Origin of the sequence: Pseudomonas sp. PS01270 (assembly GCF_029959775.1) — a bacterium.
Taxonomy (GTDB): domain Bacteria; phylum Pseudomonadota; class Gammaproteobacteria; order Pseudomonadales; family Pseudomonadaceae; genus Aquipseudomonas; species Aquipseudomonas atacamensis.
The window spans coordinates 1-11,601 of sequence record NZ_JASCPT010000146.1 but is presented as its reverse complement, the minus strand read 5'-3'; the positions used below and the strand labels follow the sequence as shown (position 1 = coordinate 11,601).

The 11,601-nt window shown below is 63.7% G+C and carries 12 protein-coding genes and 1 riboswitch; of the genes, 10 read left to right on the top strand and 2 right to left on the bottom strand.

The features are described from left to right. Window positions 1–92 precede the first annotated feature (92 nt). Together QMX86_RS24880 and QMX86_RS24875 are read right to left on the bottom strand one after the other, a co-directional pair. Entirely contained in the window at window positions 93–1,406 is a 1,314-nt protein-coding gene (locus tag QMX86_RS24880) for a sorbosone dehydrogenase family protein (RefSeq protein ID WP_282387081.1), read from the bottom strand. A 66-nt stretch (window positions 1,407–1,472) separates the two neighbouring features. Next, window positions 1,473–2,057: a hypothetical protein gene (locus QMX86_RS24875; protein WP_252879675.1), complete on the bottom strand. Its 585-nt coding sequence runs from the start codon at window positions 2,055–2,057 to the stop codon at window positions 1,473–1,475. A gap of 161 nt (window positions 2,058–2,218) precedes the next feature. Then, window positions 2,219–2,449, top strand: a riboswitch (cobalamin riboswitch). A gap of 82 nt (window positions 2,450–2,531) precedes the next feature. On the opposite strand from QMX86_RS24875, the gene cobO reads away from it, so the two are divergent. The 10 genes from cobO (at window position 2,532) to QMX86_RS24825 (ending at window position 11,515) form a co-directional block, all read left to right on the top strand. After that, window positions 2,532–3,143, top strand: a complete 612-nt coding sequence (cobO, locus tag QMX86_RS24870) for a cob(I)yrinic acid a,c-diamide adenosyltransferase (RefSeq protein ID WP_150636720.1) — start codon at window positions 2,532–2,534, stop codon at window positions 3,141–3,143. Next, entirely contained in the window at window positions 3,140–4,540 is a 1,401-nt protein-coding gene (locus QMX86_RS24865) for a cobyrinate a,c-diamide synthase (protein ID WP_282387082.1), read from the top strand. Before cobO ends, QMX86_RS24865 begins: the two co-directional genes overlap by 4 nt. After that, window positions 4,537–5,187: a 5,6-dimethylbenzimidazole synthase gene (gene bluB / locus QMX86_RS24860; RefSeq protein WP_024012169.1), complete on the top strand. Its 651-nt coding sequence runs from the start codon at window positions 4,537–4,539 to the stop codon at window positions 5,185–5,187. The genes QMX86_RS24865 and bluB overlap by 4 nt, the downstream gene beginning before the upstream one ends. After that, a complete protein-coding gene (cbiB, locus tag QMX86_RS24855; RefSeq protein WP_282387083.1) occupies window positions 5,184–6,092 on the top strand; it encodes an adenosylcobinamide-phosphate synthase CbiB in 909 nt (302 codons plus the stop codon). Before bluB ends, cbiB begins: the two co-directional genes overlap by 4 nt. Next, complete coding sequence (cobD, locus tag QMX86_RS24850) at window positions 6,085–7,077, top strand: threonine-phosphate decarboxylase CobD (RefSeq protein ID WP_282387084.1); 993 nt, start codon at window positions 6,085–6,087, stop codon at window positions 7,075–7,077. The genes cbiB and cobD overlap by 8 nt, the downstream gene beginning before the upstream one ends. Then, window positions 7,074–8,525 carry a cobyric acid synthase gene (locus QMX86_RS24845; protein WP_282387085.1) on the top strand — a complete coding sequence of 484 codons (1,452 nt, stop codon included), beginning with the start codon at window positions 7,074–7,076 and terminating at the stop codon, window positions 8,523–8,525. Before cobD ends, QMX86_RS24845 begins: the two co-directional genes overlap by 4 nt. A gap of 120 nt (window positions 8,526–8,645) precedes the next feature. Then, window positions 8,646–9,167 (top strand): bifunctional adenosylcobinamide kinase/adenosylcobinamide-phosphate guanylyltransferase, encoded by a 522-nt coding sequence (gene cobU / locus QMX86_RS24840; RefSeq protein WP_076566715.1) that lies wholly within the window; start codon window positions 8,646–8,648, stop codon window positions 9,165–9,167. Beyond that, window positions 9,164–10,219 (top strand): nicotinate-nucleotide--dimethylbenzimidazole phosphoribosyltransferase, encoded by a 1,056-nt coding sequence (gene cobT, locus QMX86_RS24835; RefSeq protein WP_282387756.1) that lies wholly within the window; start codon window positions 9,164–9,166, stop codon window positions 10,217–10,219. Before cobU ends, cobT begins: the two co-directional genes overlap by 4 nt. Beyond that, window positions 10,216–10,791 (top strand): alpha-ribazole phosphatase family protein, encoded by a 576-nt coding sequence (gene cobC, locus QMX86_RS24830; protein ID WP_282387754.1) that lies wholly within the window; start codon window positions 10,216–10,218, stop codon window positions 10,789–10,791. The genes cobT and cobC overlap by 4 nt, the downstream gene beginning before the upstream one ends. Before the next feature lies 1 nt (window position 10,792). Beyond that, window positions 10,793–11,515, top strand: a complete 723-nt coding sequence (locus tag QMX86_RS24825; protein WP_282387752.1) for an adenosylcobinamide-GDP ribazoletransferase — start codon at window positions 10,793–10,795, stop codon at window positions 11,513–11,515. The last annotated feature ends 86 nt before the right edge of the window (window positions 11,516–11,601 follow it).

The window sequence follows — 11,601 nt, the reverse complement described above, 5'->3', positions numbered from 1 at the left end:
CGAAAGCGGTGTATCAGCCAATTCAATGGAGGCTGACACTACGCATTCGCGAGCAGGCTCGCTCCCACAGTTGTTTCAAGTCACATTCAACATCACTTCGTGGCCGACACGCGCCACACCTTGTTCCCGACATCATCCGCCACCAGCAAGCCACCTTGCTGATCGATCACCACGCCAACTGGGCGGCCCAGCGCGTTCTCATCCTTGTCGAGGAAACCGGTCAGCACATCCACCGGCTGCCCGGTCGGTTTGCCACCACTGAACGGCACGAAAATCACCTTGTAGCCACTGTGCGGTTTGCGGTTCCACGAGCCGTGCTGGCCAATGAATGCGCCTTCCTTGAATTGCGCCGGCAAGCGATTGCCCTCGGCGAAGGTCAGGCCCAGCGAAGCGGTGTGCGGACCGACCGCGTAATCCGGAGCGATGGCCTTGGCCACCAGATCAGGATTCTGCGGTTTGACCCGCACATCGACGTGTTGCCCGTAGTAGCTGAACGGCCAGCCATAGAAGCCGCCGTCCTTGACCGAGGTGATGTAGTCCGGCACCAGATCGCTGCCGATTTCGTCACGCTCGTTGACCGCTGTCCACAAGGCGCCGCTGGTGGGTTCCCAGGCAAGGCCGTTAGGGTTGCGGATGCCCGAGGCGAAGATCCGGTGATTGCCGGTCGCACGATCCACTTCCCAGATCGCCGCGCGGCCTTCTTCCTGATCCAGACCGTTTTCGCCGACGTTACTGTTCGAGCCGACGGTGACGTAGAGCTTGTTGCCGTCCTTGCTGGCGATGACGTTTTTGGTCCAGTGGTGATTCAGCGTGCCGCCGGGCAAGTCGACGACTTTGATCGGTTGGGTCTTGATCTCGGTGGCGCCCGGCTCGTAGTTGAAGCGCAGCAGGCGGTCGGTGTCGGCTACGTACAAATCGTTGCCAACCAGCGTCATGCCAAATGGCGAGTTGAGGTTCTGCAGGAACACCGTGCGGGTTTCCGCGACGCCATCGTGGTCGGCATCACGCAGCAGGGTGATGCGGTTCGGGCTGGGCACGCCGGCGCCGGCCTTGCCCATGACTTTCTTCATCACCCAGCCACGAATGCCTTTGCTGTCATCGGGCTTGGGCGGCGCATTGGTTTCCGCCACCAGCACATCGCCGTTGGGCAGCACGTAGAGCCAGCGCGGGTGATCGAGGCCTTCGGCAAACGCGGCGACCTGGGTGCCGGCCGCTGCGGTCGGTTTCGCGCCGTCCGGCCAGCCCACCGCCGGGGCGATGTTGACTGTCGGGATCAGCGTCTTGTTCGGTTCGGGCAGTTTCGGTGACGGGCCGGTGCCGTCGGAGACTTGCAGGCTGGAGGTTTCACCGCAGGCGGCGAGCCCGCCAGCGACGGCGATGATAAGAGCGAGTTGGGCCTTGCGCATTGCTGATCTTCCCTATGAATGCATTCCTAAACATAGAGGAGGGCGCAGGCCCGATGGTTCAACTGCTCAACCGCGGGCTTCCTTGAACAGCACGGCGATGCCCGGATGATAGTTGCCCGCGTCGCTGTGCAATTTGCGATAGGCGTAGGGGAAATACCAGGCCACGGCGCAGGTGTGTTCCTTTTGCAGGTCGTCGACCATGTCCTGCAGTTCTTCAGGGCTGGCGCTGTGCTGAGGTTTTTGCGGAGCAACAAAGAGGCAGCCGAGCTTGAGATCGCTGGCGTAGCTGATGCGCTTGGCATCAATGGTGATGTCGAGCAGTGCCTGGGTCAGGTTGAGGTTGTTGACCCGTGGCCAGCGTTGCGTGGCCTGGATGAACGCGCGGTCTTCGGCGCCGGCAATCAGCAGATCTGCGCGAGCATTGCGTTCGCCTTCTTCGTTCTGTTTGCGCGTGGCCGTGTCGTTCAGCGTGACCATTTCAGCCATCCACGCCGCTGCCGCGAGCAGGCCGAGATTGGCTTTCTCGTCGTGCCAATATGGCGTGTCGTTGTCGCCGCGTACGGTGTTGTAGCGATCGATACAGTCAAACCAGCGTTCCAGCACCGGGCGCAGGAATTCCAGGCGCGGGTTGCTGATGATCATGCCTTGCATCGTCGTCATCCTTATTGTTGTAGTGGGCTTTCGAAAAAAGCATGGCTCTTTGATATCACTTGTCGCAGTCTGGCACAAGATTGCCGCTGCACAATGGATCAGCGGCAGTTATTCGCGCGCAAAGCGCCTCTTCAATTGACGCTCCACCCCCAACCCTCTAACCTTCGCCGCTTGTTTCAGGTGCTCTGTGGCCCCGCGTCGACAGAGTGAAACAGGGAAGCCGGTGAGGGTGGTCTTCAAGCGAAGCCACGACGATCCCGGCGCTGCCCCCGCAACGGTAAATGAGTGAAAACTGCGCCTTGAGCCACTGCCTCGAAAGAAGCGGGAAGGCGCGCAGTCCGGCGAAACGCCGCTCATGAGCCCGGAGACCGGCCTGATCCATCTCAGCGGCATCACGGTGGGGGATGCCAGGCTTTTTGCCGTCTATTCTTGTGCCTGCCCGCCGTTATCCAGCCTCAACGGAGAGCTCCCCCCATGACTGATTCCCCCGAGCGTGACGAACGCCATCTGGCGCGCATGCAGCGCAAGAAGGCCGTGATCGACGAACGCATCGCCAGCTCGCCCGACGAATGTGGCCTGGTGCTGGTGCTGACCGGCAATGGCAAAGGCAAGAGCAGCTCGGCGTTCGGCATGCTCGCCCGCGCGATGGGCCACGGCATGCAGTGCGGCGTGGTGCAGTTCATCAAGGGCCGCAACAGCACCGGCGAAGAATTGTTTTTCCGCCGCTTCCCCGAGCAAGTGCGTTTCCACGTCATGGGTGAAGGCTTTACCTGGGAAACCCAGGATCGTCAGCGCGACATCGCCGCTGCGACCGCCGCTTGGGAAGTCTCACGCGAATTGTTGCGCGACCCTTCGATCGGTCTGGTGGTGCTCGATGAATTGAACATCGCCCTCAAGCACGGCTACCTCGATCTCGATCAGGTGCTCAGCGATTTGCAAGCGCGCCCGCCGATGCAGCACGTGGTGGTCACCGGTCGCGGCGCCAAGCCGGAAATGATCGAGATGGGCGACACGGTCACCGAAATGGGCATGCTCAAGCACGCCTTCCAGGCCGGGATCAAAGCGCAGAAAGGCGTCGAACTTTGAAGCAACCACGTCACTGCCCGGCGGTGTTGATCGCCGCGCCGGCCTCCGGTCAGGGCAAGACCACCGTCACCGCCGCACTTGCCCGTCTGCATCGCAACCAAGGGCGCAAGGTGCGCGTGTTCAAATGCGGCCCGGACTTTCTCGACCCGATGATCCTCGAGCGCGCCAGCGGTGCGCCGGTGTATCAACTGGACATGTGGATGGTCGGCGAGCAGGAAAGTCGCCGGCTGTTGTGGGAAGCCGCCGCCGAAGCCGACCTGATTCTGATCGAGGGCGTGATGGGCCTGTTCGACGGCACGCCGTCCAGCGCTGATCTGGCGCGCCACTTCGGTGTGCCGGTGCTCGGCGTGATCGACGGCACCGCCATGGCGCAGACCTTTGGCGCCTTGGCGCTGGGCCTGGCCAAGTATCAGCCGGACTTGCCGTTCGCTGGCGTGCTGGCCAACCGCGTCGGCACCTTGCGCCATGCGCAATTGCTCGAAGGCAGCCTCACCGAAGGTCTGCGCTGGTACGGTGCGCTGTCCCGCGAAACCGGTATCGAATTGCCGAGCCGCCACCTCGGCCTGGTTCAGGCCAGCGAATTGAATGATCTGGATCTGCGCCTCGACGCGGCCGCCGATGCGCTGGCCAGCAGTTGCGAGGTCGCGCTGCCACCGGCCGTTGAATTCGCCGCGCCTGACGTCATCGCCGCCGAGCCTCTATTAAAAGGTGTGCGCATCGCCGTTGCCCGCGATGAAGCCTTTGCCTTCACCTATGGCGCCAGTCTCGATCTGCTGCGGGCGATGGGCGCCGAATTGCGCTTCTTCTCGCCGATCCGCGACACGCAATTGCCCGAGGCGGACAGCCTGTATCTGCCGGGCGGCTATCCAGAGTTGCATCACGTCGCGCTGGCGCAAAACGCTTCAATGCTGGCGGCGATCCGCGCGCACCATGCGGCGGGCAAGCCGTTGCTCGCTGAATGTGGCGGCATGCTTTATCTGCTTGATTCTCTGACTGACGTGGAAGGCACCCGTGCTGAGCTGGTCGGTTTGCTCAAGGGCGAGGCGGTGATGCAGAAGCGTCTGGCGGCGCTGGCGTTGCAGGCGGTTGAATTGCCGGAAGGGGAGTTGCGTGGGCATACCTATCATCATTCCCTGACCACCACAGAGCTGACGCCGATTGCCCGTGGGCTGAGTCCCAATGGCGGGCGCGGCGCTGAGGCGGTTTATCGCGAGGGGCGGATGACGGCGTCGTACGTGCACTTTTATTTCCCATCGAATCCGACTGCGATTGCGGCATTGTTTGCGCCAGATCGTGAGGCCGGCTTCGCGAGCAAGCTCGCTCCCACAGTGAATGGTGAGCTTCCTGAAGAAATGCGATCTCCTGTGGGAGCTGGCTTGCCAGCGATGGGGCCATGACCGACAACACATTCTCCGAAGCCGAGCGCGCAGCGGTCTACAAGGCCATCGCCGAACGCCGCGACATGCGCCACTTCACCGGCGGCAGCGTCGAGCCGCAACTGCTGCGTCGTCTGCTCGAAGCCGCTCATCAAGCGCCGAGCGTCGGCCTGATGCAGCCCTGGCGCTTCATCCGTATCAGCGATCGCGCTCTGCGCGGGCAGATCCGCGATCTGGTGGAAGAAGAACGCATCCGCACCGCCGAGGCCCTTGGCGAGCGCAGCGATGAGTTCATGCAGCTCAAGGTCGAAGGCATCAACGATTGCGCCGAAGTGTTGGTCGCAGCGCTGATGGACGATCGCGAAAAACACATCTTCGGTCGGCGCACGTTGCCGGAAATGGACATGGCCTCGCTGTCCTGCGCGATCCAGAATCTGTGGCTGGCCTCCCGTGCCGAAGGCCTGGGCATGGGCTGGGTCTCGTTGTTCGAACCGCAAGCCTTGGCGGATTTGCTCAAGTTGCCGGCCGGTGCCAAGCCGCTGGCGGTGTTGTGTCTCGGCCCGGTCAAGGAATTCTATCCGGCGCCGATGCTGGTACTTGAAGGCTGGGCGCAGGCGCGGCCGCTCAACGAGTTGCTGTACGAAAATTATTGGGGAGTGAGTCAATGAGTGTGGCGTTGCTGAGTGTCGCCGCAGTAGCGCTGGATGCGCTGCTCGGTGAACCGAAACGCTGGCATCCGCTGGTGGCGTTCGGCAATTTTGCCGGGCGCATCGAGCAACGCTTCAACGCCGGCGGCCGGGGCTGGCGCAGCCACGGTGTGACCGCGTGGGTGCTCGCGGTGCTGCCGCTGACCTTGCTCGCCACAGCATTTTCCTGGGCGCCCTATGTGGGCTGGATTGTCGAGATTCTCGCGCTGTATTGCGCCCTCGGCATGCGCAGCCTCGGCGAACATGTCGCACCGGTCGCGGCTGCGTTGCGCGCCGATGATCTGGACGAGGCGCGCAAGCGTGTCGGTTATCTGGTCAGCCGCCAGACCGATGAACTCGATAGCACTGCCGTGGCCCGTGCCGCCACTGAATCGGTGCTGGAGAACGGCAGCGATGCGGTGTTCGCTGCGCTGTTCTGGTTTGTCGTCGCCGGCGCCCCGGGCGTGGTTCTGTATCGCTTGAGCAATACCCTCGATGCGATGTGGGGTTATCGCAACGAACGCTTCGAACGTTTCGGCTGGGCGGCGGCGAAAATCGACGACGTGTTGAACTACATTCCTGCGCGTCTGGTGGCATTGACCTACGCGCTGCTCGGCAAGACCCGCCTCGCGCTGAAGTGTTGGCGCACCCAAGCGTCGCAGTGGGACAGCCCTAACGCCGGCCCGGTGATGGCGGCCGGTGCCGGTGCGCTGGGCGTCGAGTTAGGTGGACCGGCGATCTATCACGGCGAACTGCATGAGCGCCCACAACTGGGCGAAGGTGCGCCGGCGGATGCCGATTCCATTGACCGTGGCTGGCGATTGGTCCAGCGCGGCGTATGGTTATGGCTGCTGATGCTTTGCCTGGGGGCGGAATTTTATGCTTGAGCACGGTGGCCGGTTGCGCAAGGCTGCACTCGATTACGGGATTGCCGAAGCCGACTGGCTCGACCTGTCCAGCGGCCTCGCGCCGTGGCAGTTCCCGATCCCGGAGATCCCGCTGCGCGCCTGGGCGCGCTTGCCGGAAACCGACGACGGTCTGGAACAGGCCGCCTGCGATTACTACGGCGCCGCGCAGGTGTTGCCGGTGGCCGGCTCGCAAATGGCCATCCAGTTGCTGCCGCGTCTGCGCCGGGCCGGCAAGGTCGGCGTGTTGTCGCCGTGCTATGCCGAGCATGCCGAAGCCTGGCGGCGCAGCGGTTACATCGTCCGTGAAGTGCTCGAGCAGGAAGTCGAGTTCTTTCTCGACAGCCTTGATGTATTGGTGGTGGTCAATCCGAACAATCCGACCGGCCTCAGCCTGACCCCGGCACGCCTGCTCGACTGGCATGCGCGGCTGGCGCAACGCGGCGGCTGGCTGGTGGTCGACGAAGCATTCATGGACAACACACCGCAACTGAGCCTGGCGCCCTATGCGCATCAGGTCGGGCTGGTGGTGTTGCGTTCGTTCGGCAAGTTTTTCGGCCTGGCCGGGGTGCGCCTCGGTTTCGTTCTGGCCGAACGCAAGTTGCTCAAACTGCTCGCCGAACAGGTCGGGCCGTGGGCGGTGAGCGGGCCGACGCGGGTACTCGGTACGGCGTGCCTGCAAGACACCGAGGGTCACACCCGTCAGCGGATTCGCAGCGATGAAGCGAGCGAACGGCTGGTGGCGCTGCTGACCCGTTGCGGTTTTGCACCGCAGGGCGGCTGCGCGCTGTTTCAGTGGCTGATCACCGAGCACGCCGAAGCGCTGCACGAATTCCTCGCCCGGCGCGGCATCCTCCTGCGCCTGTTCAGCCACAACAGCAGTGTGCGTTTCGGCCTGCCAGCGGATGCCGCGCAAGCGCTGCGTCTCGAACAGGCTTTGCAAGCATTCGCCAAGGACCACCCATGACCACTCTGATGGTGCAAGGCACCACGTCCGATGCCGGCAAAAGCACGTTGGTGACGGCGTTGTGCCGCTGGGCCACCCGCCAGGGCGTGGCGGTGGTGCCGTTCAAACCGCAGAACATGGCGCTCAACAGCGCAGTCACCGCTGACGGCGGCGAGATCGGCCGCGCGCAGGCAGTGCAGGCGCAAGCGGCCTTTCTCGAACCGCACACAGACATGAACCCGGTGCTGCTCAAACCCAACAGCGACACCGGCGCGCAAGTGATCATTCACGGCCGCGCGGTGACGACGATGAACGCCGTTGCCTATCACGATTACAAGGCCATCGCGATGCAAGCGGTGCTCGCCTCGCACGAGCGACTCAGCGCTGCGTACTCGTTGGTAATGGTCGAAGGCGCCGGTTCGCCGGCGGAGATCAATCTGCGCGCCGGCGACATTGCCAACATGGGCTTTGCCGAGGCGGTGGATTGCCCGGTTTTGCTGATCGCCGACATCAATCGCGGCGGCGTGTTTGCGCATTTGGTCGGCACGCTGGAATTGCTCTCGCCGAGCGAACAGGCGAGGGTCAAAGGCTTCATCATCAACCGCTTTCGCGGCGATATCGCCTTGTTGCAACCGGGCCTCGACTGGCTGGAGCAGCGCACCGGCAAACCGGTGGTCGGCGTCTTGCCCTACGTGATGGACCTGCACCTTGAGGCCGAGGACGGCATCGACCAACGCCAGACCGACAAGGCCGAGCAGGTATTGAAAGTGGTGGTGCCGGTGCTGCCGCGCATCAGCAATCACACCGATTTCGACCCGCTGCGTCTGCACCCGCAGGTGGATCTGCAATTTGTCGGCCCGGGGCAGGCGATTCCCGCCGCCGACCTGATCATCCTGCCGGGCTCGAAAAGCGTGCGCAGTGATCTGGCTTATCTGCGCGCCAACGGCTGGGACGCGGCAATCAATCGGCATCTGCGCTACGGCGGCAAGGTGCTGGGGATTTGCGGCGGTCTGCAGATGCTCGGCGAGCAGGTGCACGACCCGCTCGGGCTGGAAGGCGCTGCCGGCTCCAGCGCCGGTCTGGGGCTGCTGGCGTTCGAAACGCAGCTCGAAGCCGACAAGCAACTGCGCAACGTGCGCGGGCGGCTGGCACTGGAAAACGCCGCAGTCAGCGGTTATGAAATCCATGCTGGCGTGACCAGCGGACCGGCACTGGAAAACCCGGCGGTGCATCTGGACGACGGTCGATGCGATGGTGCGCAGAGTGCCGATGGCCAGGTGTTCGGCACCTATCTGCACGGCTTGTTCGAATCCCCCGAGGCGAGCGCGGCGTTGTTGCGCTGGGCCGGGTTGAGTGATGTGCAGGAAGTCGATTACCACGGCTTGCGCGAACGCGATATCGAACGGCTGGCGGATCTGGTGGAGAAGCATCTCGACACCGGGCTGTTGCGTCAGCTCTGCGGGATTTGAGTTGTCTGGACTGGCCTCTTCGCGAGCAGGCTCGCTCCCACAGGGAAATGCGATCAACGGTGGGAGCGAGCCTGCTCGCGAAGGGGGCGGTTGTCTCACCACACATTTTTGGATGAACCCATGCTCCAACTGATCCTCGGCGGCGCCCGCTCCGGCAAGAGTCGTCTGGCGGAAAAGCTCGCCAGCGACAGCCATCTGGCGGTCACCTACATCGCCACCAGCCAACCGCTGGACGGCGAAATGAATCAACGCGTCGCCCATCATCGCGCACGTCGCCCGGTCGAATGGGCGTTGATCGAAGAGCCACTGGAACTGGCCCGCGTGCTGCGCGAATCCGCCGGCGCCGAGCGCTGCCTGCTGGTCGATTGCCTGACCCTGTGGCTGACCAATCTGCTGATGCTCGACGACGCCGAACGTCTCGCCGCCGAGCGTGAAGCGCTGCTCGACTGCCTGGCGTCGTTGCCGGGTGAAATCATTTTTGTCAGCAACGAGACCGGAATGGGTGTCGTGCCGCTGGGCGAATTGACTCGCCGCTATGTCGATGAAGCCGGTTGGCTGCATCAAGCTCTGGCCGAGCGTTGTCAGCGAGTTGTTCTGACCGTTGCCGGCCTGCCCATGACTTTGAAAGGACCTGCGTTATGAGCCCGACCTGGTGGCTGAACCCGTGCAAAACCGTGAACTCGGACGTCATCGCGCAAGCGACCGAGCGCCAGCAGCAACTGACCAAACCGGCCGGTTCGCTGGGGCGCCTTGAATCGGTTGCCGTGCAACTGGCCGGTCTGCAAGGTCAGCTCAAGCCAACGCTGGATCAAGTCTGGATCGCGATTTTCGCTGGCGACCATGGTGTGGTAGCCGAAGGCGTATCGGCTTATCCGCAGGAAGTCACCGGGCAGATGCTGCTCAACTTTGTCAGCGGTGGCGCGGCGATCAGCGTGCTGGCGCGTCAGCTCGGCGCGCAGCTGGAAGTGGTCGATCTGGGCACGGTGAATCCGGCGCTGAATCTGCCCGGCGTGCGCCATCTGAACATTGGCGCGGGAACGGCGAATTTCGTCCAGGGCGCAGCGATGACTCAGGCGCAGGGCGAGTCGGCCTTGCAGGCGGGTCGCGAAAGCGTGTCGCGCGCGAAAGCAGCCGGCACCCAGTTGTTCATCGGCGGCGAGATGGGCATCGGCAACACCACGGCGGCCAGTGCGCTGGCCTGCGCCTTGCTCGATTGCCCGGTGGCGCACCTGACCGGTCCCGGCACCGGGCTGAATGCCGCTGGCGTCAGCCACAAGGCGCACGTCATCGAACGCGCTCTGGCGCTGCATGCCGCACAGCGTGGCGATGCCTTGCAGACGTTGTTCAATCTCGGCGGGTTCGAGATTGCCGCGTTGGTTGGTGCCTATCTGGCCTGCGCGCAGGAAGGCATCGCGGTGCTGGTTGACGGCTTTATCTGCACGGTCGCGGCGCTGGTCGCGGTGCGCTTGAATCCCGCCTGTCGCCAGTGGCTGTTGTTCGGCCATCGCGGTGCCGAGCCGGGCCATCGTCATGTGCTGGAAACCCTGAGCGCCGAACCGCTGCTCGAGCTCGGTTTGCGTCTGGGCGAGGGCAGTGGCGCAGCGTTGGCGGTGCCGTTGTTGCGTCTGGCCTGTGACCTGCACGGGCAAATGGCGACGTTCGCCGAAGCGGCTGTCGCGGATCGCCCGGCATGAGTCTGCGTCTGGATCTGCTGCGCCATGGCGAAACGGAACTCGGCGGCGGCTTGCGCGGCAGCCTCGACGATGCTCTGACCGCAAACGGCTGGACGCAGATGCGTGCGGCGGTGGTCGACGGCGGGCCGTGGGATCGTATCGTCAGTTCGCCATTGCAGCGCTGCGCGCGCTTCGCTGCTGAACTCGGCGAGCAACTGAACCTGTCCGTGCATCTGGACAAGGATCTGCAGGAACTGCATTTCGGCGCTTGGGATGGGCAGAGCGCGGCGGCATTGATGGAGACGGACGCCGAAGCGCTGGGGCTGTTCTGGGCTGATCCCTATGGCTTCACGCCACCGCAGGGAGAGCCGGTCAGCGCGTTTTCCGCGCGGGTGTTGGCGGCGGTTGCGCGATTGCATGCGGCTTACGCCGGCGAACGGATTCTGCTGGTCAGCCACGGCGGCGTGATGCGTTTGTTGCTGGCGCAGGCACGAGAGCTGCCACGTGAACAGTTGCTCAATGTCGAGGTCGGCCACGGCGCGCTGTTTGCGCTAACGGTCGCGGCGGACGGCGCGCTCAAGGAAGGTCACTGAGATGTTACCGCTGTGGATCGCCTTGCAGTTTCTCAGCAGCCTGCCGATTCGCCTCCCGGGCATGCCCGAGCCGCAACAGCTCGGCCGTTCGCTGCTGTTTTATCCGCTGGTGGGATTGCTGTTCGGGCTGATCCTCTTCGCGTTGAATCTGTCGTTGGCCGGCGCGCCGTTGTTGCTGCATGCGGCGCTGTTGCTGACCGTGTGGGTATTGCTCAGCGGCGCGCTGCATCTCGATGGCCTGGCCGACAGCGCCGATGCCTGGCTCGGCGGTTTTGGTGATCGCGAGCGCACGCTGACGATCATGAAAGATCCGCGCAGCGGGCCGATTGCGGTGGTCACGCTGGTGCTGGTCCTGTTGCTCAAATTTGCCGCGCTGCTGGCACTGATCGAACAAGGGCATACCCTGGCGCTGATCATCGTGCCGGTGCTCGGGCGAGCGGCGCTGTTGGGGTTGTTTCTGACTACGCCGTATGTGCGTGCGGGTGGCTTGGGTCAGGCGCTGGCCGATCATCTGCCGCGCAGAGCGGGGTGGTGGGTGCTGGGGTGGAGTGCCTTGGGCTGCGTGTTTATCGCCGGTTTCGGCGTGGTGCTGATTTCGCTGGTCGGGTTTGTCTTGCTGCGGCGATTGATGATGCGGCGGTTGGGCGGGGCTACCGGGGATACGGCGGGGGCGTTGCTGGAATTGCTGGAGATGGGGGTGTTGGTGGGGCTCGCTTTGGTCTGAAGGATTTGCGGAGATGATGCCGGCCCCTTCGCGAGCAGGCTCGCTCCCCCCTTCGAAATGCAAACCCCAGTGGGAGCGAGCCTGCT

Coding starts and splice junctions, on each gene's coding strand:
- cobO (WP_150636720.1), top strand. CDS start 2,532: ATGACTGATTCCCCCGAGCGTGACGAACGCCATCTGGCGCGCATGCAG.
- QMX86_RS24845 (WP_282387085.1), top strand. CDS start 7,074: ATGACCACTCTGATGGTGCAAGGCACCACGTCCGATGCCGGCAAAAGC.
- cobT (WP_282387756.1), top strand. CDS start 9,164: ATGAGCCCGACCTGGTGGCTGAACCCGTGCAAAACCGTGAACTCGGAC.
- QMX86_RS24825 (WP_282387752.1), top strand. CDS start 10,793: ATGTTACCGCTGTGGATCGCCTTGCAGTTTCTCAGCAGCCTGCCGATT.
- QMX86_RS24880 (WP_282387081.1), bottom strand. CDS start 1,406: ATGCGCAAGGCCCAACTCGCTCTTATCATCGCCGTCGCTGGCGGGCTC.
- cobC (WP_282387754.1), top strand. CDS start 10,216: ATGAGTCTGCGTCTGGATCTGCTGCGCCATGGCGAAACGGAACTCGGC.
- cobD (WP_282387084.1), top strand. CDS start 6,085: ATGCTTGAGCACGGTGGCCGGTTGCGCAAGGCTGCACTCGATTACGGG.
- cobU (WP_076566715.1), top strand. CDS start 8,646: ATGCTCCAACTGATCCTCGGCGGCGCCCGCTCCGGCAAGAGTCGTCTG.
- cbiB (WP_282387083.1), top strand. CDS start 5,184: ATGAGTGTGGCGTTGCTGAGTGTCGCCGCAGTAGCGCTGGATGCGCTG.
- bluB (WP_024012169.1), top strand. CDS start 4,537: ATGACCGACAACACATTCTCCGAAGCCGAGCGCGCAGCGGTCTACAAG.
- QMX86_RS24875 (WP_252879675.1), bottom strand. CDS start 2,057: ATGCAAGGCATGATCATCAGCAACCCGCGCCTGGAATTCCTGCGCCCG.